Source organism: Variovorax beijingensis, from assembly GCF_003951285.1.
Classification (GTDB): domain Bacteria; phylum Pseudomonadota; class Gammaproteobacteria; order Burkholderiales; family Burkholderiaceae_C; genus Variovorax; species Variovorax beijingensis.
In genome coordinates this window covers 196,240-216,462 of the sequence record NZ_RXFQ01000010.1, presented here as the reverse complement: position 1 = coordinate 216,462, position 20,223 = coordinate 196,240, and the positions used below count along the sequence as shown (strand labels likewise).

Annotated in this window: 20 protein-coding genes; 12 read left to right on the top strand and 8 right to left on the bottom strand. The window is 67.8% G+C overall.

What is annotated here, in order from left to right:
- Positions 1 to 20 precede the first annotated feature (20 nt).
- The 5 genes from EJO66_RS19170 to EJO66_RS19150 all read right to left on the bottom strand — a co-directional run bounded on the left by EJO66_RS19170 (position 21) and on the right by EJO66_RS19150 (position 6,272).
- Complete coding sequence (locus EJO66_RS19170; RefSeq protein WP_124960953.1) at positions 21 to 932, bottom strand: ABC transporter permease; 912 nt, start codon at positions 930 to 932, stop codon at positions 21 to 23.
- Positions 933 to 1,015: 83 nt separating this feature from the next.
- The gene (locus EJO66_RS19165; protein WP_125965792.1) at positions 1,016 to 2,602 is read right to left on the bottom strand and encodes an ABC transporter substrate-binding protein; all 1,587 of its coding nucleotides are present in this window, start codon (positions 2,600 to 2,602) and stop codon (positions 1,016 to 1,018) included.
- Between the two features lie 33 nt (positions 2,603 to 2,635).
- Positions 2,636 to 3,904, bottom strand: coding sequence for a M20 aminoacylase family protein (locus tag EJO66_RS19160; RefSeq protein WP_125965791.1), 1,269 nt, complete (start codon positions 3,902 to 3,904; stop codon positions 2,636 to 2,638).
- Between the two features lies 1 nt (position 3,905).
- Positions 3,906 to 4,886 carry an ABC transporter permease gene (locus tag EJO66_RS19155; RefSeq protein WP_012746238.1) on the bottom strand — a complete coding sequence of 327 codons (981 nt, stop codon included), beginning with the start codon at positions 4,884 to 4,886 and terminating at the stop codon, positions 3,906 to 3,908.
- Between the two features lie 198 nt (positions 4,887 to 5,084).
- A complete protein-coding gene (locus EJO66_RS19150; protein ID WP_125965790.1) occupies positions 5,085 to 6,272 on the bottom strand; it encodes a porin in 1,188 nt (395 codons plus the stop codon).
- A 282-nt stretch (positions 6,273 to 6,554) separates the two neighbouring features.
- On the opposite strand from EJO66_RS19150, the gene coq7 reads away from it, so the two are divergent.
- Positions 6,555 to 7,184: a 2-polyprenyl-3-methyl-6-methoxy-1,4-benzoquinone monooxygenase gene (gene coq7 / locus EJO66_RS19145; RefSeq protein WP_124960949.1), complete on the top strand. Its 630-nt coding sequence runs from the start codon at positions 6,555 to 6,557 to the stop codon at positions 7,182 to 7,184.
- Positions 7,185 to 7,197: 13 nt separating this feature from the next.
- Here coq7 and EJO66_RS19140 read toward each other — a convergent pair whose 3' ends face one another.
- Together EJO66_RS19140 and EJO66_RS19135 are read right to left on the bottom strand one after the other, a co-directional pair.
- The gene (locus EJO66_RS19140) at positions 7,198 to 7,647 is read right to left on the bottom strand and encodes an OsmC family protein (protein ID WP_124960948.1); all 450 of its coding nucleotides are present in this window, start codon (positions 7,645 to 7,647) and stop codon (positions 7,198 to 7,200) included.
- A 171-nt stretch (positions 7,648 to 7,818) separates the two neighbouring features.
- Positions 7,819 to 8,283: a hypothetical protein gene (locus EJO66_RS19135; protein WP_240648610.1), complete on the bottom strand. Its 465-nt coding sequence runs from the start codon at positions 8,281 to 8,283 to the stop codon at positions 7,819 to 7,821.
- A 269-nt stretch (positions 8,284 to 8,552) separates the two neighbouring features.
- On the opposite strand from EJO66_RS19135, the gene ilvA reads away from it, so the two are divergent.
- A complete protein-coding gene (gene ilvA, locus EJO66_RS19130) occupies positions 8,553 to 10,166 on the top strand; it encodes a threonine ammonia-lyase, biosynthetic (protein WP_124960958.1) in 1,614 nt (537 codons plus the stop codon).
- Positions 10,167 to 10,181: 15 nt separating this feature from the next.
- Here ilvA and EJO66_RS19125 read toward each other — a convergent pair whose 3' ends face one another.
- Positions 10,182 to 10,817: a type II secretion system protein N gene (locus EJO66_RS19125; RefSeq protein ID WP_124960947.1), complete on the bottom strand. Its 636-nt coding sequence runs from the start codon at positions 10,815 to 10,817 to the stop codon at positions 10,182 to 10,184.
- 49 nt (positions 10,818 to 10,866) lie between these two features.
- Here EJO66_RS19125 and gspG point away from each other — a divergent pair, with 49 nt between their 5' ends.
- The 10 genes from gspG to EJO66_RS19075 all read left to right on the top strand — a co-directional run bounded on the left by gspG (position 10,867) and on the right by EJO66_RS19075 (position 20,209).
- Entirely contained in the window at positions 10,867 to 11,307 is a 441-nt protein-coding gene (gene gspG, locus EJO66_RS19120) for a type II secretion system major pseudopilin GspG (RefSeq protein ID WP_018903564.1), read from the top strand.
- Entirely contained in the window at positions 11,282 to 11,746 is a 465-nt protein-coding gene (locus tag EJO66_RS19115) for a GspH/FimT family pseudopilin (protein WP_124960946.1), read from the top strand. Before gspG ends, EJO66_RS19115 begins: the two co-directional genes overlap by 26 nt.
- Positions 11,743 to 12,117: a type II secretion system minor pseudopilin GspI gene (gene gspI / locus EJO66_RS19110; RefSeq protein WP_124960945.1), complete on the top strand. Its 375-nt coding sequence runs from the start codon at positions 11,743 to 11,745 to the stop codon at positions 12,115 to 12,117. The genes EJO66_RS19115 and gspI overlap by 4 nt, the downstream gene beginning before the upstream one ends.
- A complete protein-coding gene (locus tag EJO66_RS19105; protein WP_125965789.1) occupies positions 12,117 to 12,800 on the top strand; it encodes a PulJ/GspJ family protein in 684 nt (227 codons plus the stop codon). Before gspI ends, EJO66_RS19105 begins: the two co-directional genes overlap by 1 nt.
- On the top strand, positions 12,797 to 13,798 hold the full coding sequence (gene gspK / locus EJO66_RS19100; RefSeq protein ID WP_124960943.1) for a type II secretion system minor pseudopilin GspK: 1,002 nt from the start codon (positions 12,797 to 12,799) through the stop codon (positions 13,796 to 13,798). Before EJO66_RS19105 ends, gspK begins: the two co-directional genes overlap by 4 nt.
- Before the next feature lie 136 nt (positions 13,799 to 13,934).
- The gene (gene gspL, locus EJO66_RS19095; RefSeq protein ID WP_124960942.1) at positions 13,935 to 15,146 is read left to right on the top strand and encodes a type II secretion system protein GspL; all 1,212 of its coding nucleotides are present in this window, start codon (positions 13,935 to 13,937) and stop codon (positions 15,144 to 15,146) included.
- Positions 15,143 to 15,676, top strand: a complete 534-nt coding sequence (gspM, locus tag EJO66_RS19090) for a type II secretion system protein GspM (protein WP_124960941.1) — start codon at positions 15,143 to 15,145, stop codon at positions 15,674 to 15,676. The genes gspL and gspM overlap by 4 nt, the downstream gene beginning before the upstream one ends.
- An 11-nt stretch (positions 15,677 to 15,687) precedes the next feature.
- Positions 15,688 to 16,488, top strand: a complete 801-nt coding sequence (gene gspN / locus EJO66_RS19085) for a type II secretion system protein N (RefSeq protein ID WP_124960940.1) — start codon at positions 15,688 to 15,690, stop codon at positions 16,486 to 16,488.
- Positions 16,489 to 16,490: 2 nt separating this feature from the next.
- Complete coding sequence (gene gspD / locus EJO66_RS19080) at positions 16,491 to 18,812, top strand: type II secretion system secretin GspD (RefSeq protein ID WP_124960939.1); 2,322 nt, start codon at positions 16,491 to 16,493, stop codon at positions 18,810 to 18,812.
- A gap of 5 nt (positions 18,813 to 18,817) precedes the next feature.
- The gene (locus EJO66_RS19075; protein ID WP_012746221.1) at positions 18,818 to 20,209 is read left to right on the top strand and encodes a GspE/PulE family protein; all 1,392 of its coding nucleotides are present in this window, start codon (positions 18,818 to 18,820) and stop codon (positions 20,207 to 20,209) included.
- Positions 20,210 to 20,223 lie beyond the last annotated feature (14 nt).

The window sequence follows — 20,223 nt, the reverse complement described above, 5'->3', positions numbered from 1 at the left end:
TGGCGTTGTCCTTTTTTTTATCAGCGCAGGCGCGGGTTCAGCGCGTCCCGCAGCCAGTCGCCCAAGAGGTTCACGCTGAGCGCGATCAGCACCAGCATCAGGCCCGGAAACACGGTGATCCACCACTCGCCCGAGAACAGGTACTGGTTGCCGATGCTGATCAGCGTACCCAGCGAAGGTGAGGTCGGTGGCACGCCGACGCCGAGGAACGACAGGGTCGCCTCGGTGATGATCGCGGTGGCCACCTGGATGGTGGCCAGCACCATCACCGGCCCCATCACGTTGGGCAGCACGTGGCGCAGCATGATGCGCAGCGGCGCCACGCCGGTCACGCGGGCGGCCTGCACGTATTCCTTGTTGCGCTCCACCAGCGTGGAGCCGCGCACCGTGCGCGCGTACTGCACCCAGCCGGTCAGCGAGATGGAAATGATGAGCACGCCGAAGGCCAGCGACTCATGCGCATTGGGAAACAGCGCGCGGCCGACGCCGGCAATCAGCAGCGCCACCAGGATGGGCGGAAACGACAGCATCACGTCGCACAGGCGCATGAGGAACGAATCGAGCCAGCCGCCGAGAAAGCCGGCCAGGAGGCCGAGCACCACGCCCACCGTGATCGACAGCGCCACCGATACGATGCCGACGATCAGCGAGATGCGCGCGCCGTAGATCACGGCCGAGAGGATGTCGCGGCCCTGATCGTCGGTGCCCAGCAGGTATTTGGAGGAGCCTTCCGCGCTCCATGCGGGCGGCAGGCGCGCGTCGCCGAGTTCGAGCGTCGCAAGGTCGAACGGATTGTGCGGCGAAACCCACCCGGCAAAGACTGCGCAGAACAGGCAGGCCAGTGCGATGAGCGCTGCCACCATGGCCACGGGCGAAGTGCGAAAGCTGTAGCCGACGTCGCTGTCGAGCCATCGAGCGAATGTTTTTTTCATCGTGAGGCAAAAAGGATGGGCCCGCAAGAAGCGGGCCCAGGATCGAGCCACTCAGGCCGCCCGCTGGCGGGCGGCCCGCGGGATCACGGCTTGATGCTCATCCACTTGAAGGGCATGTAGTTGTCGGCCATCTGCGTCAGCGCCACCTTCTTGCTCACGCCCCAGGCCAGCGCCTGCTGGTGCAGCGGCAGGTGGCCGACGTCCACGGTGTGCAGGTCGAAGGCTTCCTTGATCATCGCGTCGCGCTTGGGCTTGTCGGTTTCCGACTGGATCTTCTTGGTCAGCTCGTCCAGCTTCGGGTTGCAGTAGGCACCCAGGTTGAACTGTCCGGCGCCGGTCTTGTCGTCCGGGCAGGCCATCAGCGCCGTGAGCGCGTTGTGCGAGTCGTAGGTGGTCGGGGTCCAGCCCAGCAGGTAGAAGCTGGTGTCGCGGCGCAGGATCTTGGGGAAGTAGGTGCCCTTGGTTTCCGCCGCGAGGTTGATCTTGACGCCGATCTTCGCAAGGTTGGAAGCCACGCTCTGGCAGATCTGGCCGTCGTTCACGTAGCGGTCGTTCGGGCAGTTCATCGTCACTTCGAAACCGCTGGGATAGCCGGCTTCAGCCAGCAGCTTCTTGGCGGCCTCCACGTCGTAGGGCGGGCGCTTGTCCTGCGCTTCGTTCCAGCCGTTGATGCCGGGGCCGACCATCAGCGCCGTGGGGCGCGATGCGCCGCGCATCACCGTGCGCTGGATGCCGACGATATCGATGGCCTGGTAGAAGGCCTGGCGCACGCGCTTGTCCTTGAACGGGTTCTTGCCCTTGACGCTGGAGTACAGCAGTTCGTCGCGCTTCTGGTCCATGCCCAGGAAGATGGTGCGCAGTTCGGGGCCGGAGATCACGCGCGCGCTCGGGCTCGCGTTGATGCGCGCCACGTCCTGCACCGGCACCGGCTCCATCACGTCGATCTCGCCGGACACCAGCGCCGCGACGCGGGTGGCGGGATTGGCGATGGGCGTGAAGATGATCTCCTGCGCGTTGCCTTCGATCTTGCCCCAGTAGGTGGGATTGCGCACGAACACCGTGCGCACGTTGGGCTGGCGCTCGCGCACGCGGAACGGGCCCGTGCCGTTGGCCTTGAACGAGGCGGTGTTCTCGATGCCCTTGCGTCGATCGACGGGCGTGACGGCCTTGTTCTCTTCGCACCACTTCTTGCTCATGATCATGAGCTGGGTGATGACATCCGGAAGAATGGGGAACGGGCCCTTGGTCTCGATCTCGATGGTGTGCGCGTCGACCTTGCGCACTTCCTTGATGTCGGTGGTGTTGGACTTCATGTCCGAGCCCTCGCCGGCGGCGCGGGCGAAGCTGAAGAGCACGTCGTCGGCCGTGAAAGGCGTGCCGTCGTGGAACTGGACGTTCTTGCGCAGTTCGAAGCGCCACACGGTGGGCGAGGTCTGCTTCCAGCTGGTGGCCAGCAGCGGGGCAACGCTCAGGTCCTTGTTGCGGCCGACCAGCGTTTCATAGACGTTGGCGGTGGTGCTCAGCTGCAGCGACTCATTGAGCGAGTGCGGGTCGAGCGACAGCGCGTCCCCCTGGTTCGCGACGCGAATGGTCTGCGCGCCGGCCATCAGGCTGGTGGCGCCCAGCATGCACAAAACTGCGACCGCGGCCGCCTTCTTCTGGAAACTCATGGGAACACTCCTCGGGTTGGAATCGGAAATACATCAAGACGCCGCGGTAGCGGCGTCTCTCACGGGCTGCTCGCTGCGGGTAGCAGCCAGCGGCATGCCCTGCTCGATCAGCCCCGCATGCAATGCGGCGCCGAGCGGCAGGATCTCGTCGTTGAAGTCGTAGCGGCTGTTGTGCAGGAACGCGCCGCACTTGGCGTCCTGGCCGATGCGCAGGTAGGCGCCGGCCTTTTTCTGCAGCATGAAGGAGAAGTCTTCGGCGCCCATGCTGGGCTCCATGCTGCGGTCGACATTCTTCGCGCCGACCAGCGACTCGGCCACGTCGGCCGCGAACATCGCCTCCGGCGCGGTGTTGATGGTGGCCGGATAGATGCGCTCGTACTTGATGGTGGCCGTGGCGCCGAAGCCGGCGGCCACGGCCGTGCACAGCTCGGTCAGGCGCTGCTCGACCTGCGCCTGCACGCGTGCGCTGAAGGTGCGCACGGTGCCCACCAGCGTGGCCTCGCCCGGAATCACGCTCATCGCGCCCAGGTCGCCCGCCTGCACCGCGCAGATGCTGACCACCGCCGCATCGATCGGCCGCACGCTGCGCGACACGATGGTCTGCGCGGCGGTGATGATGTGCGCGGCGACCACCACGGGGTCGATGGTCTGGTAGGCATGGGCACCGTGGCCGCCCTTGCCCTTGATGTCGATCGTCACGCGGTCGGCCGCGGCCATCATGGCGCCGCGGTTGATGCCCACGGTGCCCGCGGGCATGGCGGGCCAGTTGTGCATCGCATAGACCGAGTCGACCGGAAAGCGGTCGAACAGGCCGTCTTCGATCATCACGCGTGCGCCGGCAAAGCCTTCTTCGCCGGGCTGGAAGATCAGCACCGCGGTGCCATCGAAGCTGCGGGTTTCGGCCAGGTAGCGCGCAGCGCCAACCAGCATGGCTGTGTGCCCGTCATGTCCGCAGCCGTGCATCAGGCCGTCGTTGGCGGAACGCCAGCCGAAGTCGTTGTCTTCGCGCATGGGCAGCGCGTCCATGTCGGCGCGCAGGCCGATCATCCGCCCGCTCGCCGTGGAGCGGCCGCGAATGACGCCCACCACGCCGGTCTTGCCGATGCCGTCGTGGATCTCGTCCACGCCGCAGGCACGCAGCGCTTCGCGCACGCGACCGGCCGTGTAGACCTCTTCGAAGCCGAGCTCAGGGTGGGCGTGCAGGTCGCGGCGAAAGGCCGTGATCTCCGGGTAGAAGCTCGCGATGTGCGCAAACGCCCTGCCCGAGGCTTGCAGTCGCGGTGCTGCAGCTGCAACCGTCATTTCAATGTCCTCCCGCCTTGCCCACGCGCAGTCGCGGATCGACCACGAAGTACAGCAGGTCGACCACCAGGTTGATCACCACGAAGATCAAGGCAATGAGGCACAGGTAGGCCGCCATCACCGGAACGTCGGCAAAGGTCACGGCCTGGATGAACAAGAGTCCCATGCCGGGCCACTGGAACACCGACTCGGTGATGATGGCAAAGGCAATGAGGCCGCCGAGCTGAAGGCCCGTGATGGTCATCACCGGCACCAGCGTGTTCTTGAGCGCATGGCCGAAATGGATGGCGCGGTTCGTCAGGCCGCGGGCCCGCGCAAACTTGATGTAGTCGGTGCGCAGGACCTCGAGCATCTCGGCGCGCACCAGCCGCATGATCAGGGTCAGCTGGAAGATCGCGAGCGTGACGGCCGGCAGGATGATGTGATGCCATCCGTCGGCCCGGAACAGGCCGCTGCTCCACCAGCCGAACTGCACGGTCTCCCCGCGCCCGAAACTCGGAAACCAGCCCAGCATCACCGCAAAGACCAGGATCAGCAGGATGCCGATCAGGAAGGTGGGCAGGGACACGCCGAGCAGCGACACGGTCATGAACACCTGGCTCAGGAAAGTGCCGCGGCGCAGCGCGGTGTACACGCCCATCGGGATGCCGATGAACAGCGCCAGCACCGCGGCCACGAGCGCGAGTTCGAGCGTGGCCGGAAAGCGCTCGCCGATGAGGCGCGAGACCTTCGCGCCCTGGCGCAGGCTCAGGCCGAACTCGCCCTGGGCCGCATTGACGAGAAAGTGCCAGAACTGCACGAAGAAGGGCTGGTCGAGCCCCAATGCGGCGCGCAGCTCGCGGATCTGCTCGGGCTTGGCGTCCTGGCCCAGCAGAAAGACGACGGGGTCGCCCACATATTGGAAGAGAAGAAAGGCGATGAACGCGACCGCGATCATGACGATCACGGCCTGGATCAGGCGGCGCAGGACGAAGGCAATCATTCAGCAAGCAAAGTGAACAGGCATGCTAGCAGTGCAAGGTGCGTGCCCGCACGGTGATTCCCCGGGGGTGCACGCGGATGGTGCGCTTCGGATGTGCACACGCAACATCAGCGAAGCCACAAATAAAAAAGCCACTCGACTTTCGTCGAGTGGCTTTTGAGTCTTTCGATTCAAAGCTGGCGCAAGGCCAGCCTCAAATTAGAAAGCGTGACGGATACCGAAGTCGTAGCCGGTGGAGTTCTTCGGGGTGAAGACGGCGTTGTTGATGAAAGCCGGGCCACCAACGGTCAGAGCTGCACCGTTCTTGTTGCTCACGCGAGCGATCGTTGCGTACAGAGCCGTGCGCTTCGACAGGTTGTGCACGTAGCCCAGAGCCAGCTTGCTGGCCTTCGGGTCGGCAACCGACGGTTCGAACGGCAGTTGGACTTCGTTGAAGTCGTACTTGACGCGCGAGTAGGAAGCGCGGATCAGGCCAGCACCGACCGGCACGGTCACGCCGAGCAGGTAGCCGGTGAGGTCGACGTCTGCAGCAGCCACGAACGGGGTGACTTCGTAGTCAACCTTGTTCTTGGTGCGCGACACTTCACCGAAGAGCTTCACGGGACCGAAGTCATACGAAGCGCCGAGGTTCAGGGTGTTGAGCTTCGTGGTCGTGCCAGCGTAGAACTGATCACCGATCGTGCTGCTGCCGTAAGCGATTGCGACGTCCAGAGGACCGTTCGCGTAGCCGAAGCGGCCAGCGATGTTACGGCCGGTGCGCGAGTTGTTCGCGACGTTAGGCGTAGCCAGGCCCGGATCGTACTTGGTCTTCTCGTGGAAGCCGTACTGCAGCTGACCGTAGAAGCCACCCAGGTTCGGCGGCAGGAAGTAGCCGATGGTGTTGCTTGCGCGGGTGGGGTGACCGAAGTCGGCGACAGCCGTCTGGATCAGGTTGGTGCCAACGCCGTTGGTGCCGAACGGATCGAACACGGTGTTGTTCCAGAACGTGGGGGTGTAGTCACGGCCGAGGCGGACTTCACCGAAACCACCCGACAGGCTCACGGTCGAACGACGGTTGAACGTTGCGACGCCTTCCGAGCCGTCGTCGTTCTTGATCGGGGCTTCGAGCCAGAAGCTGGCTGCCAGGCCACCACCGAGGTCTTCCGTACCACGGAAGCCCAGACGGCTGGAGTTGTAGCCCGAGTTAGCCAGTTCACGACGGCTGACCTTGACGCTGCCTTGGTTCAGGTAGAACGGGTTCAGGAACGTGGCACCGTTCAGGTCACGCGAGGTGCTCGAATAGCTGCTGATCGAAGCGTCGACCACGCCGAACAGCGTGACGGACGACTGAGCCGAGGCAACACCGGCAACAGCCAGGGCAGCCAGAGCAACTAGAGATTTTTTCATTGCAAGTTTCTCCAAGGTTAAACATAGGGCTCCGGTGCGAAGGGCTCACCGTGACTGGCACTTTTGTGCTCCCACCGGACCCCGGGCCAACCTCCTTTTGGGAAGTTGATGCTATTGCACCAGAGCCGCTGCGGCAGGGCAAAACAAATCGCCCGAAATCTCCAGCGGCCCACGCGTTTCGTTGCAGTCCTGCAACAAAGGACTTTGGCGCGCTCACAAACCACCATATGAAATGAAGCAACTGTTTCGCGCTGCTCTTTCCGCATACGTTCAAATACGGGCATGACTTCCACGCTCGACCCCGTCCTGACTGCGGCTGATGCGGCATTGCGCACTCTTTTTGCCCGACCCCATGCAACACGGGCCACGCCTGCGCCCACCCAGGCGCCCGGCGAGATGACCGATTCGGAGCGGCGCGAGGCCGGGGCATTGATGCGGGTGAACCACGTGGGCGAGGTGTGCGCCCAGGCGCTCTACACCGCCCAGGCCGCGGTGGCGCGCGACCCTGTCCTGCGGGCCCGCCTGCTCGAAGCCTCGCACGAAGAAACCGATCACCTGGCCTGGACGCGCCAGCGGCTGGACGAACTCGGCGCCCGGCCTTCCGTGTTGAACCCGCTCTGGTATGCGGGTGCCTTCGGCCTGGGCCTGGTGGCCGGACGCCTGGGGGATCCGCTGAGCCTCGGGTTCGTTGCCGAGACCGAACGCCAGGTGGAAGCCCACCTGGAGAGCCATCTCGGCCGCCTGCCGGCCGCCGACAGCGCCTCCAGGGCCGTGGTCGAGCAGATGAAGATCGATGAAGCGCAGCACGCCGCGCAAGCCATCGATGCCGGAGCGGCGGAGCTGCCGGCGCCGGCCAAGGCCCTGATGCGGTTCGCCTCCCGCGTGATGACCACGGTGGCGCACCGGATCTGAGGGCTGGCCGGACTCAGGTTTCGATCAGGTCGAAGCTGGTGGTGATCTCGGCGGTCTTCGCCAGCATGATGCTGGCCGAGCAGTAGGTTTCATGGCTCAGGGCAATCGCACGCTCGACGGCGGCGGCAGGAATGCCCTTGCCCGCCACGGTGAAATGCATGTGGATCCTGGTGAAGACCTTGGGGTCCTTTTCCGCGCGCTCGCTGGTCAGCTTGACGCTGCAGCGCTCGACCCGGTGGCGGCCCCGCTTCAGTATCAGCACCACGTCGTAGGCAGTGCAGCCCCCCGTGCCCGCGAGCACGGTTTCCATGGGCCTGGCCGCCAGGTTCTGGCCGCCGTTTTCGGGTTTGGCGGCGTCGGGCGCACCGTCCATCATCAAGACATGGCCGCTGCCCGTCTCGGCCACGAAACCCATGGCCGAGCGCGTTCCGGCGTCGCCGGTCCAACTTACTGTGCATTCCATCTGTGTCAGATCCATTCAGGATGTTCGGCAAAAAATCACGCCGACATCCAGTAGTGTGTGGGGAAATCGTCACTTGCTTGTTGCAACGCAACAAACACCCGATATACTTTATTTCATGGCGTACGAAACCGTGCGCACCGGTTGTCTCCTCCACCCTTCCAATTGGTGGATTTAGCCCCGAGCTGCAAGGCTCGGGGCTTTTTTCTTTTCGCTCGGGCGCACGAAGGTGTTGACCATCCAGCGGATCGACCATGGCAGCTCCTGCGGCATGACGAGCAGCTCGCGCGCGATCCAGAAGCGCTCGCCGGAGGCCAGCTGATCGAGCACCGGATGCGGCTGCCCGCGCAGTCGGCGCGCAGCCGCCACCACGGCCCGGTACTCCGCAACACTGAAGCTCCCGCGCGGCTGGCTGCGCACCTTGACCTTCGGGAAGGGCGGCGCATCGCGAAGCACACCGATGTTCACGCCGTGCATCAACACCTTTCGCAGCAACACGAGGTACTGCGCAATCGTGGTGCTGGTGAAGCCCTGCGCTCCGAGGTGATCGATCAGGCGCTGCGCATCCGAAGTAGCGAATGCCTGCGCCGGCACGGCACCCAGCAAAGGAATGACGTTCGCGCGCAATCTGTTGCCCATTACCTGCCAGGTCGGCCGTCCGATTTCGCCTCGCTGCACGCGCGCGGCCTCTGCCTGCATCAACCCTTTGGGAAAGGTCGCTGACAGAAAGGGTTAACAGATTTTGCTCATTTGTTAAATGACTGGCGGGCGCCTCGCTCGCGGGATAGCTGCGCGCAAAAAAACCGAATCGTTCGCGGCCGGGGCTCTCTGGATGAGGTCTATGACATTTGCGTCCATGCCATATCCCGTACGCAATCCCGATGCCTCTTATCATCGTCATTTATCAATTGAGATCTCCCTTGGACAAAACCGTGCGCGACGTACCTGTGCCGGCACTGACGCCCGCTGACTATCTCAGGAAAATCCTGAACGCCCGCGTTTACGACGTGGCGGTCGAATCCGGGCTCGAGAAAGCCAATGCGCTCAGCGAAAGGCTCGGCAACACCGTGCTGCTCAAGCGCGAAGACCAGCAGCCGGTGTTCAGCTTCAAGCTGCGCGGCGCCTACAACAAGATGGCGCACCTCTCGGCCGAGCAGCTCGCGAGCGGCGTCATCTGCGCATCGGCCGGCAATCACGCACAAGGCGTGGCGCTGGGTGCGCGCAAGCTGGGTGCGCGCGCGGTGGTGGTCATGCCGGTGACCACGCCTCGGCTCAAGATCGATGCGGTGCGCGGCTTCGGCGGCGAGGTGGTGCTGCACGGCGACAGCTATTCCGATGCCTACCTGCATGCGCTCGAGCTGCAGGCGCAGCAGGGCCTGACCTTCGTGCACCCCTTCGACGATCCCGACGTGATCGCGGGCCAAGGCACCATCGCCATGGAAATCCTGCGCCAGCACCAGGGCCGGCTCGACGCGGTCTTCGTGGCCATCGGCGGCGGCGGGCTCATCTCGGGCGTGGCCAACTACATCAAGGCGGTGCGTCCGGAGATCAAGGTGATCGGCGTGCAGATGAACGACTCCGACGCCATGATGCAGTCGGTGGCGGCGCGCCAGCGCGTGAGCCTGCCCGACGTGGGGCTGTTCTCGGACGGCACGGCGGTCAAGCTGGTGGGCGAAGAAACGTTTCGCATCGCCAGCAACCTGGTCGACGAATACATCGCGGTCGACACCGATGCGGTCTGCGCGGCCATCAAGGACGTGTTCGTCGACACCCGCAGCATCGTGGAGCCGGCGGGGGCGCTCGCGGTGGCCGCCATCAAGCAGTACGTCGCCGGGCACGGCCGCCACGGCGAGACCTACGCGGCGATCCTGTGCGGCGCCAACATGAACTTCGACCGGCTGCGTTTCGTGGCCGAGCGCGCGGAGGTCGGCGAGGAGCGCGAGGCGCTGTTCGCGGTGACCATTCCCGAAGAGCGCGGCAGCTTCCGCCGCTTCTGCGAACTGGTCGGCGAGATGCCGGCCAGCGAGTCGCAGGAAACAGGCTCGATCGGCGGTGCGCTGCGCAACGTGACGGAGTTCAACTACCGCATCAGCGACGCGGCCAAGGCGCATGTGTTCGTGGGCCTGACCACGTCGACGCGCGGCGAATCGACAACCATCGCGCAGACCTTCATTGCCCACGGCTTCGACGCGCTCGACCTCACGCACGACGAGCTCGCCAAGGAGCATCTGCGGCACCTGGTGGGCGGACGCACGGGCCTGGCACATGACGAGCGGCTGCTGCGCTTCGTGTTTCCGGAGCGCCCGGGCGCGCTGCTCAAGTTCCTGAGCCTGATGCGGCCGAACTGGAACATCAGCCTCTTCCACTACCGCAACCAGGGGGCCGACTACGGCCGCATCCTGGTGGGCTTGCAGGTGCCGGCCGGCGACGCGGCCGCCTTCGACGACTTCCTCGAAACGCTGGGCTATCCCTACGTCGAGGAAACGGCGAATCCGGCGTACAGGCTGTTCCTGCAGGCCTGAAAGGCCGCCCGGCTTTTATTGCTGCGCAGGCGGCTGCTGCGCAGAATCTGACGGCGGCGCTTGCGACGCCTGTGACGGTGCAGCTCCGCCGGCAGGTGGCGCCACCACGGGAGGCACCGTCGCCGGAAAAAGCCCGCTGGGCCTGGCCGATGGCGTTGGCGAGGCCGGCCCCCCCGCTGGAGCGGGGCTGCCGAAGCTGATCGGCGCGCGCACGGGCAGCTGCAGCGTGAAGGCCGCCGGTCCCTGCGCGCTGGTGCCTAGCGTCGCCGCGCGCACCCCGACCGACTGCAGCACGTAGTTGTCGCCCACGCGCGAGCCGACGCGGAACGGCCGCGGCGGCTTGCCGTCGATGGAGATCAGTGCAGCGCCCTGGTTGAACGGATCCGCCACCACACCCGACAGTGCAAAGCGGCTGGCCGCCTCGGGTGCGGCGGGCGCCGCGTCGGCCGCCGAAACCACGCCGAGCAGCCGCGCGACCGCATCCGCGTCGGCCGAGACGGCCGCCCGCGGCATGGTGGCCGCCGCGGCCACAGGCTCGGGCGGCGCCGCGAGCCGCAGCCCCCAGAACACCGCCGCACCGGCGGCCAGCGCCCACAGGCCCGTGGTTGCAACGGGGGCGTGCCAGCGCGCGGCGGAATAGGGACTTGTCATGGGCGCGGATTATCATGCAGCGCGCCTTCCGAACCATGTCATCCAAGCTATGAAAAAAATCCTACGCGACGCCACCCGCGCTGCCCAGCGCGGCTTCACGCTGATCGAACTGATGGTGGTGCTGGTCATCATCGGCGTGCTGGCCGCACTGATCGTGCCGAACGTGATCGAGCGCGCCGACGACGCCCGCGTGACCGCCGCCAGGACCGACATCAACAACCTGATGCAGGCGCTCAAGCTCTACCGCCTGGACAACCAGCGCTATCCGACGGCCGAGCAGGGCCTGCAGTCGCTGCTGGTGCGCCCCACCGCCGGGCCGGCCGCACCCAACTGGAAGCCCTACGTCGAGAAGCTGCCGAACGATCCGTGGGGCCATCCGTACCAATACATGAATCCGGGTATCAAGGGCGAAATCGACGTGCTCTCGCTCGGCGCCGATGGCCAGGCCGGCGGCGAGGGCAAGAATGCCGACATCGGCAGCTGGCAGTAGGCGCACGGGCGGCTTCACGCTGCTCGAGCTGATCGTGGTGATCGCGATCATCGCGATCGCGACGGCCAGCGTGAGCTTCGCGATGCGCGACACCAACGCGGCCCGGCTCGACCGCGAGGCCGACCGGCTGGCCGCGCTGCTCGAATCGGCCCGCGCCCAGTCGCGCGCGAGCGGCGTCGCGGTGCGGTGGCGCCTCGTGGAAGGCGGCAGCTTCGTGTTCGACGGCCTGCCGCCCGATGCCCTGCCGAGCGGCTGGGCCGCGAGCGGCATCAGCGCCACCGCCTCGCTGGCCGGTGGCGCGCCGGTGGCGGCGGTGCAACTGGGCCCCGACCCGATCATTGCCGCGCAGCAGATCGTGCTGTATTCCGAAGGCCCGCCCGCACGCTCGCTGCGCATTGCCACCGACGGCCTCAGGCCCTTCACCGTGAGTACGCCATGAGGCTCCGGCGCCATCCGGCATGCGGCGGATTCACGCTGATCGAGGTGCTGATTGCGCTGGGCATCGTCGCGCTGGCACTCGCGGCGGGCTCGCAGGCCACCATGTCGCTGACGCGCAATGCACAGCGCCAGTCCGACCTGCTGCTGGCCGACCTGTGCGCGGAAAACGAGCTCGCCAAGGCGCGGCTCGCCAGGCAGATGCCGGCGGTGGGCGATTCGGGCTCGATCTGCGTGCAGGCCGGCGTCTCGTTCAACGTGACCACCTCCACCATCGCCACGCTCAATCCCAATTTCCGGCGCGTCGACGTGCAGGTGCGCGACGAGGCCAACGCGCCGGTGCTGCGCGTCTCGACCGTGGTGGGCCGCTTCTGATGCGCCGCTTCGTAAGCCAGGGAGCCCGCCGCGGCTTCACGCTGATCGAGCTGCTGGTGGCCATTTCGGTGATGGCGCTGCTCGCGCTCGTGAGCTGGCGCGGCCTGGACAACATGTCGCGCGCCACCACGCAGAACCAGGAGCGCGCCGACGCTGTGCTGACGCTGCAGACCACGCTTGCGCAATGGAGTGTCGACCTCGACGCCGTGACCCCGATCGCGCAGACCCGCCCGATCGACTGGGACGGCCGCGTGCTGCGGCTCACGCGGCGCGGCAGCGATGCGGGCGCCCCCGCCATGCTGGTGGTGGCATGGACGCTGCGTACCGGTGCCGACGGCACCCGCTGGCGGCGCTGGCAATCGCCGCCCTTCACCACGCGCGGCGAATGGCAGCAGGCGTGGAACATGGCCGCCTCGTGGGCGCAGGAAGGCGGCGGCGGCGACGTCGCGCTGATGCCGGTCGCCAGCTGGCAGCTCTACTACTTCCGCGAGAACGCCTGGACGCCCGCGGGCGAGCTGCCGGCCAGCGCGCCCAATCCGGCGAACCCGGCCAATCCGGCCGGCGCCCTCGTGAACATGCCGGACGGCGTTCGCCTGGTGCTGACCCTGTCTCCGGGCGAAGGGCTGGCGGGCACGCTCACGCGCGATTGGGTCAAGCCCACGGTGGGAGCGCCGCGCTCATGACCGCATCCACGGTTTTTCGAACAAACGGGCGACGCCAGCGCGGCGCGGCGCTGCTCGCGGCCATGCTGACCGTGATGCTTGTCGCCACCTTCTCCGCCGCGGCGCTGTGGCAGCAGTGGCGCGCGTCCGAAGTCGAGGCCGCCGAGCGCGGACGCGTGCAGGCGGCGTGGGTGCTGATCGGCGCGCTCGACTGGTCGCGCCTGATCCTGCGCGAGGACGCCCTCACTGGCGGGCCCGACCACCTGGCCGAGCCCTGGGCCGTGCCGCTCGCGGAAGCGCGGCTCACGAGCTTTCTTTCGGCCGAGAGGAACGTGGCCAGCGACAACCTCGAAGGGCTGCCCGACGCCTTCCTGTCAGGCCGCGTGGTCGATGCGCAATCCAAGCTCAACGTGCTGTCGCTGGTCGACGGCAACAAGCCGGTGCCGGCCAGCGTGGCCACCTTCACCAAGCTGTTCAGCATCCTGGGCCTGCCGGCCTCGGAACTCAGCGCGATGACGGCCTCGCTCGCGCGCGCGCTGGCCACCGGCACCGATGCCGCAGGCGGCGGCGATGCCGGCGCGGCGCCGCTGATGCCGCAGGAGGTCTCGCAGCTGGTGTGGCTCGGCCTTTCGCCCTCGACCGCGGCCGCGCTCGAGCCCTACGTGACGATCCTCCCGATACGCACGCCGCTCAACATCAATACCGCGAGCGCCGAAGCCATCAGCGCCAGCCTGCCGTCGCTGAGCATCAGCGACGCGCGCCAGCTGGTGGAAAAGCGCACGCGCTCGTTCTTCAAGCAGATTGCCGACGCCAACGCCGCGCTGCCGAGCAACGGCACGCCATTCAACGCCGGCCAGCACAGCGTGGGCACCCAGTTCTTCGAGGTCTACGGCCGGCTGCGGCTCGACCGCACCTGGGTCGAGGAGCGCTCGCTGCTGCAGCGCGACGGCGTCACGGTGAAGACGATCTGGCGCAACCGCGGCGCCGGCCTTGCCACAGCCACTCCGGCTAAACCCTGAGTGCGACTTTCTTTCTTCATTTCTGTTGCATCAATACATCGTCCAGCGCCCGTCGCATCGACGTCAAATGCTACAAATAGAGTAGCAATGGCACCATCGGCGCACCCCTACAATCACCCGCCCTCCTGAAATCGAAATGACCCCGCTGCTGCTCATCGCCCCCCTCCCCCCGGCCGACGCCGCGGGCGAGTACGACTGGGCCCAGGCTGGCGACGACGGCATCGCACTGCGCAACCATGGCCGCGCGCTGCTCGCGCTGCTGCCGGCCAGCGCGGAAGTCACGCTCGGCATTCCGGCCGCAGCGTTGTCGTGGCACCGCGTCACGCTGCCCAAGGGCAGCATGAGCAGTGCATCGAAGCTGCGCGCCGTGCTCGACGGCCTGCTCGAAGAACATCTGCTCGACGATCCCGAGGTCCTGCACTTTGCGCTCGAACCCGAGGCCAAGGCCGGCGCGCCGGTCTGGGTGGCCGCCTGCAACCGCATCTGGCTGCGCACGCTGGTGCAGGGGCTGGAGTCGGCCGGGCGGCGCGTGGTGCGCATCGTTCCCGAATTCGCGCCGCAGCCCGCGGACGGTCCGCCGCTGCTGCAGGTCACCGGCGAAGCCGAGGCGCCGCAGCTCACGGTGTGCGATGCCGACGGCGTGGTCTCGCTGCCGCTCGCGGGCGCCGGCCTGGCGCTCGCCGCCGGCCTGCCGCTGGACACCGCCGTGATCAGCGCCGAGCCCGCCGTCGCGCAAGCCGCCGAGCACCTGCTCGAACGGCGCCTGCCCATCGTGCAGGCGCCGCAGCGATGGCTGCAGGCGGCGCGCTCGCCCTGGGAGCTCGCGCAGTTTGACCTGGCCGCGACGGGGCGTGCCCGCGCCGGCAAGAAATTTGCGTCGGTGGTCCAGACGCTGCGCTATGCGCCCGAGTGGCGCGCCGCGCGCTGGGGGATCGTCGCCCTGCTGCTGACCCAATTGATCGGCCTGAATGCCTGGGCCTGGAAGGAGCGCAATGCACTCGAGGCCAAGCGCCAGGCCGTCAAGACCATGCTGACCCAGACCTTCCCGTCCGTGAAACTCGTGGTCGACGCGCCGGTGCAGATGGCGCGCGAGGTCGCGGCGCTGCAGCAGGCCGTGGGCGATGTCGCGGGCAGCGACCTCGAACCGATGATCGGCGCGCTCGCTCCCAATCTTCCGCCGGGCAAGACGCCCAGCGCCATCGACTACAGCGCCGGCCAGCTGCGCCTGCGCGGGCTGGGCCTGCAGCCTTCCGAGCTCACGCGGCTCTCGGGCGCGATGGGCCCGCGCGGCTACAGCGTGCGCGCCGAGGGCGATCTGCTCCTGGTGCAGGCCGAGGCTGCGCGATGAACTTCGGCGAACAGCTCCGGGCCCGGTGGGCCGCCCTCGAACTGCGCGAGCGGCGCATGGTCGCCATTGCGGCCGCGCTCGTGACGCTCGCGCTGCTGTGGTGGATTGCGCTTGCACCCGCGCTGCGCACGCTGGCCGCGGCGCCGGCCGAGCATGCGCAGCTCGACGCGCAGCTGCAGCAGATGGCCCTCCTGCAGAACCGCGCCAAGGCGCTGCAGGCGCAGCCCCGACTGAACCGCGACGACGCGCTGCGCGCCCTGGAAACCTCGGTGCGCGAGAGCCTGGGCACCAATGCCCAGCTCATGACAGCCAGCGGCGACGGCGCCGCCACCATCACGATGCGCGCCACGCCGGCCGATGCCGTGGCCCAGTGGCTGGCGCAGGCACGCGGCAATGCGCATGCGGTGCCGCGCGAGGCCCACCTGACCCGTGCGGCCGCCGCGCCGCCGGCCGCCGGCAGCAAGGACCCGCAGCCCGCGAAGGTGCGCTGGGAGGGCACGCTCGTGATGGCGCTGCCCGCAGCCCGTTGAGCCCGGCCCGCATGGCGACGCGCTCCTCCCTTGCCGAATCCGCGCCGCGCCGCGGCTGGCGCTGGGCCCTGCTCGGCATCGTACTGGGGGCGCTGCTGGCGCTGGTACTGTTCGCACCGGCGCGCTGGCTGGCGATGGCGCTCTCGAACTGGAGCCAGGGCCGGCTGCTGCTCGTCAACCCGCGCGGCACGGTCTGGAACGGCACCGCGGCCGTGGTGCTTGCCAGCGGCGCCGGTGGCGCCGAGGCGGTCTCGCTGCCCGGCGCGCTCAACTGGCGCATGCGTCCCGCATGGAGCGGCATGTTCGCCGTGCTCGACCTGCCCTGCTGCGCGGCCCGGCCGCTCCAGCTCAAGGCCAGCCCGCGCACCAATGGCATGCAGCTGCAGTGGGGCGACGGCAGTTCGCGCTGGCCCGCCACCTTGCTGACCGGCCTGGGCGCGCCCTGGAACACGCTCAGGCTCGAAGGCACGCTCGACCTCTCCACCCGGGCCCTTTCCATGCAGTGGGACGGCCCCGTGCTGCGCATCGCGGGCCAGGCCACGCTCGACGCCACCGACGTGTCGTCGAGCCTGTCGACGCTCAAGCCGATGGGCAGCTACCGCCTCACGCTCGAAGGCGGCAGCCGCCCGAGCCTGCTGCTGAGCACGCGCGAAGGCAGCCTGCAGCTGAACGGCAGCGGCAGCTGGAACGGCACCGCCTTTCGCTTCAATGGCGAAGCCAGTGCCGCGGCCGGCCGTGAAGACGCGCTTTCCAATTTGTTGAACATCATCGGACGGCGCGACAACGCACGTTCGATCATCACCCTGGGTTGATCATGATGAAGCCACTGACTTCGCCCGGCAGCCGCCTCGCCGTCGTTGCACTCGCAGCGCAGATGCTGGTTGCCGCCACCTTGCTGCAGGCCGCCCCGCCCGCGTTCGCACAGTCCGGCGATGCGCCGCGCCGGGGCGAGCCCATCACGCTCAACTTCGCCAACGCCGACATCGAGGCCGTGGCCCGCACCATGGCGGTGGTCACCGGCCGCGACGTGGTGGTCGACCCGCGCGTGAAGGGCACGATGAACCTCGTCACCGACCGCGCCATCGCGCCGGCCGCGGCGTTCAACCAGTTCGCTTCCGCGCTGCGCCTGCAGGGCTTTGCGGTGGTGGAGGCCGAGGGGCTCTACAAGGTGGTGCCCGAAGCCGACGCCAAGCTCCAGACCCAGACCGTCAACACCGCCACCCCCAGCGCCGGCTCGGTGGCCGGCAACCAGATCGTCACGCAGATCTTCAGGCTCAACTACGAGTCGCCGAACAGCTTGCTGCCGGTGCTGCGCCCGCTCATTCCGCCCAACAACACCATCAACGTGAATCCGGGCAACAACTCGCTCGTGATCACCGACTACGCGGACAACATGCGCCGGCTGGCACGCATCATCGCGGCGCTCGACGTGCCCAATGCGTCGGACATCGAGGTGATCCCGCTCAAGCATTCGATCGCCACCGACATGCTGCCGCTGATCACCCGGCTGGTCGACGGCAGCGGTTCGGGCGCCACGCCGGGCGCCGCCGCGCCGGGTGCGGCCGATGCGTCGTTCCGCACCACCTTGCTGGCCGACCCGCGCAGCAATGCGCTGATCCTGCGCGCGGCCAACCCGGCGCGCGCGGCGCTGGTGCGCACGCTGGTCCAGAAGCTCGATCGCGCGCCCGCCGAGAGCAGCAACGGCGCCGCCGGCAACATCTACGTGGTCTACCTGAAGAACGCCGATGCGGTGCGGCTGGCGGCCACGCTGCGCGCCGCCATGGCGGCCAACCAGCTGCCAGGCACACCGGGCGCGCCGGGGGCCGCCGGAGGCGGCGGCGCACCGCAGCAGCAAGCCAATGTTCCGCAGGCCATGCCGGTCAACCTGAGCGGGCAAGGCGGCGGCTCGGCGGCCGCCAACGCGCCGCTCAACAATGCCAACCAGCCGTCGACCGGCGGGCAGATCCAGGCCGACCCGTCGACCAACTCGCTGATCATCACGGCGCCCGAGCCGCAGTACCGGCAGATGCGCGCGGTGATCGACAAGCTCGACGGCCGGCGCGCACAGGTCATGATCGAGGCGCTGATCGTCGAGGTCAGTGCCAAGAAGGCCGCCAACTTCGGCGTCCAGTGGCAGAGCGCGCTGGGCAACAACGCGGTCATCGGCACCAACTCGAGCCTGGCCAGCGCCAACATCCTGGCGCTGACGCAGGCACTGGCCACGGGCGACGTGGCCAACGTGCGGCCGTCGTCGGGGCTGAACCTCGGCATTGCCGGCAAGATCGGCGGCCAGTACATCCTGGGCGCGATCGCGAACTTCTTCAACAGCGACGGCGATGCCAACGTGCTCTCCACGCCCAACCTGCTGACGCTGGACAACGAAGAGGCCAAGATCGTCATCGGCCAGAACGTGCCCTTCGTCACGGGCCAGTACGCCAGCACCTCGGGCTCGGTGGGCATCAACCCGTTCACCACGGTGGAGCGCAAGGACGTGGGCCTCACGCTGCGCGTGCGCCCGACCATCAACGAGAACGGCACCGTGAAGATGACCATCTTCCAGGAGACCTCGACCGTCGACGGCAACACCATCAACAACCCCAACGGCCCGACCACCAACAAGCGCTCGATCGAATCGAGCGTGCTGGTGGAAGACGGCGGCCTGGTCATGCTCGGCGGGCTGCTGTCTGACGACTACGGCAACACGATCGAGAAAGTGCCGGTGGCGGGCGACATCCCGGTGCTCGGCAACCTGTTCAAGAACGAGATACGTACGCGCAACAAGAGCAACCTGATGATGTTCCTGCGCCCCGCGGTCATGCGCGACGGTGCCTCCACCGAAGCCTTTGCCTACGACCGCTACGACGAGATCCGCGGCATGCAGCAGCGCACCCAGCCGAACACCGACAACGTCATGCTGCGCGGCGTGGATGCCGCCCCCGTGCTGCCGGAGGCACCGCTGCCGCGCCCGGGCAGCCGCGACACCAGCAGCAACAGCAGCGGCAGCGACCGCATCCAGGGCACGCAGCTGATCCCGCCGCCGCGCCCGCCCGCCGACACGCGCACCCTGCGCCCGAGCCCGCTGCGCGGCGCCCTGCCGCCCACGGCCGACCCGACCAGCTCGCGCGAACTGCCCTGAAGCCCATGCGCCACCCCCTGCCCTACGCGTTCGCACGCAGCCAGCAGCTGCTGCTCGAAGAAGCCGACGACGGCAGCCACACGCTGTGGATGTCGAGCCATCCCTCGCGCAGCGCGGTCGGCGAGGTCACGCGCAAGTACGGCGTGCAGGCCTTCGAGGTGCTGGCCGACGGCCCGCTCGCGCAGCGCATCAGCGCAGCCTATGCGCAGGGCGAATCGAGTGCCGCCGCGGTGGTGAGCGAGGTGCAGAGCGACGCCGACCTCTCGCGCATGATGCAGGAACTGCCGGCGGTCGAGGACCTGCTGGAAAGCGCCGGCGACGCGCCCATCATCCGCATGCTCAACGCGCTGCTCACGCAGGCCGCGCGCGACGGCGCGAGCGACATCCACATCGAGCCCTACGAGCGCACCTCGTCCGTGCGCTTTCGCATCGACGGCACGCTGCGCGAGGTGGTGCAGCCCAACCGCGCGCTGCACGCCGCGCTGATCTCGCGCCTGAAGATCATGGCCGACCTCGACATCTCCGAGAAGCGGCTGCCGCAGGACGGGCGCATCAGCCTTCGCATCGGCACGCGCGCGGTCGACGTGCGCGTCTCCACGCTGCCGAGCGCGCACGGCGAGCGCGCGGTGCTGCGCCTCCTGGACAAGAGCGAATCGAAGCTCACGCTCGAATCGGTCGGCATGCAGGGCGACACGCTCGCGCGCTTCGAGAAGCTCATTGCGCAGCCGCACGGCATCATCCTGGTGACCGGCCCCACGGGATCGGGAAAGACCACCACGCTGTACGCCGCGCTGGCGCGGCTGGATGCCAGCCGCAGCAACATCATGACGGTGGAAGACCCCATCGAATACGAGCTGCCGGGCGTGGGCCAGACGCAGATCAACGCCAAGATCGAGCTCACCTTCGCGAAGGCGCTGCGCGCCATCCTGCGGCAGGACCCGGACGTGATCATGATCGGCGAGATCCGCGACTTCGAAACCGCGCAGATCGCCATCCAGGCCTCGCTCACCGGCCACCTGGTGCTTGCGACGCTGCACACCAACGACTCGGTCAGCGCCGTCACGCGCCTGACCGACATGGGCGTGGAGCCCTTCCTCTTGAGCTCGTCGCTGCTGGGCGTGCTCGCGCAGCGGCTGGTGCGCAAGGTCTGCACGGCCTGCGGCGGCGCCGGCTGCGAGGCATGCGGGCAGACCGGCTACCAGGGACGCACCGGCATCTTCGAGCTGCTGGTGGCCGACGAGACCGTGCAGGGCCTGATCCACAGCAAGGCGGCCGAGAGCGAACTGCTCCAGGCCGGCGCGCGCGGCGGCCTGCGCCTGATGCGCGAAGACGGCGAACGGCTGGTGCAGGCCGGCATCACCTCGCGCGCCGAATTGCTTCGCGTCACGCGCGACTGATCCGCCCGGCACCC

What these genes read in the sequence shown, in the direction of transcription:
- EJO66_RS19170 (WP_124960953.1), bottom strand. Translation starts at nt 932, where the DNA reads ATGAAAAAAACATTCGCTCGATGGCTCGACAGCGACGTCGGCTACAGC.
- EJO66_RS19165 (WP_125965792.1), bottom strand. Translation starts at nt 2,602, where the DNA reads ATGAGTTTCCAGAAGAAGGCGGCCGCGGTCGCAGTTTTGTGCATGCTG.
- EJO66_RS19160 (WP_125965791.1), bottom strand. Translation starts at nt 3,904, where the DNA reads ATGACGGTTGCAGCTGCAGCACCGCGACTGCAAGCCTCGGGCAGGGCG.
- EJO66_RS19155 (WP_012746238.1), bottom strand. Translation starts at nt 4,886, where the DNA reads ATGATTGCCTTCGTCCTGCGCCGCCTGATCCAGGCCGTGATCGTCATG.
- EJO66_RS19150 (WP_125965790.1), bottom strand. Translation starts at nt 6,272, where the DNA reads ATGAAAAAATCTCTAGTTGCTCTGGCTGCCCTGGCTGTTGCCGGTGTT.
- coq7 (WP_124960949.1), top strand. Translation starts at nt 6,555, where the DNA reads ATGACTTCCACGCTCGACCCCGTCCTGACTGCGGCTGATGCGGCATTG.
- EJO66_RS19140 (WP_124960948.1), bottom strand. Translation starts at nt 7,647, where the DNA reads ATGGAATGCACAGTAAGTTGGACCGGCGACGCCGGAACGCGCTCGGCC.
- EJO66_RS19135 (WP_240648610.1), bottom strand. Translation starts at nt 8,283, where the DNA reads ATGGGCAACAGATTGCGCGCGAACGTCATTCCTTTGCTGGGTGCCGTG.
- EJO66_RS19125 (WP_124960947.1), bottom strand. Translation starts at nt 10,817, where the DNA reads ATGACAAGTCCCTATTCCGCCGCGCGCTGGCACGCCCCCGTTGCAACC.
- gspG (WP_018903564.1), top strand. Translation starts at nt 10,867, where the DNA reads ATGAAAAAAATCCTACGCGACGCCACCCGCGCTGCCCAGCGCGGCTTC.
- EJO66_RS19115 (WP_124960946.1), top strand. Translation starts at nt 11,282, where the DNA reads ATGCCGACATCGGCAGCTGGCAGTAGGCGCACGGGCGGCTTCACGCTG.
- gspI (WP_124960945.1), top strand. Translation starts at nt 11,743, where the DNA reads ATGAGGCTCCGGCGCCATCCGGCATGCGGCGGATTCACGCTGATCGAG.
- EJO66_RS19105 (WP_125965789.1), top strand. Translation starts at nt 12,117, where the DNA reads ATGCGCCGCTTCGTAAGCCAGGGAGCCCGCCGCGGCTTCACGCTGATC.
- gspK (WP_124960943.1), top strand. Translation starts at nt 12,797, where the DNA reads ATGACCGCATCCACGGTTTTTCGAACAAACGGGCGACGCCAGCGCGGC.
- gspL (WP_124960942.1), top strand. Translation starts at nt 13,935, where the DNA reads ATGACCCCGCTGCTGCTCATCGCCCCCCTCCCCCCGGCCGACGCCGCG.
- gspM (WP_124960941.1), top strand. Translation starts at nt 15,143, where the DNA reads ATGAACTTCGGCGAACAGCTCCGGGCCCGGTGGGCCGCCCTCGAACTG.
- gspN (WP_124960940.1), top strand. Translation starts at nt 15,688, where the DNA reads ATGGCGACGCGCTCCTCCCTTGCCGAATCCGCGCCGCGCCGCGGCTGG.
- gspD (WP_124960939.1), top strand. Translation starts at nt 16,491, where the DNA reads ATGATGAAGCCACTGACTTCGCCCGGCAGCCGCCTCGCCGTCGTTGCA.
- EJO66_RS19075 (WP_012746221.1), top strand. Translation starts at nt 18,818, where the DNA reads ATGCGCCACCCCCTGCCCTACGCGTTCGCACGCAGCCAGCAGCTGCTG.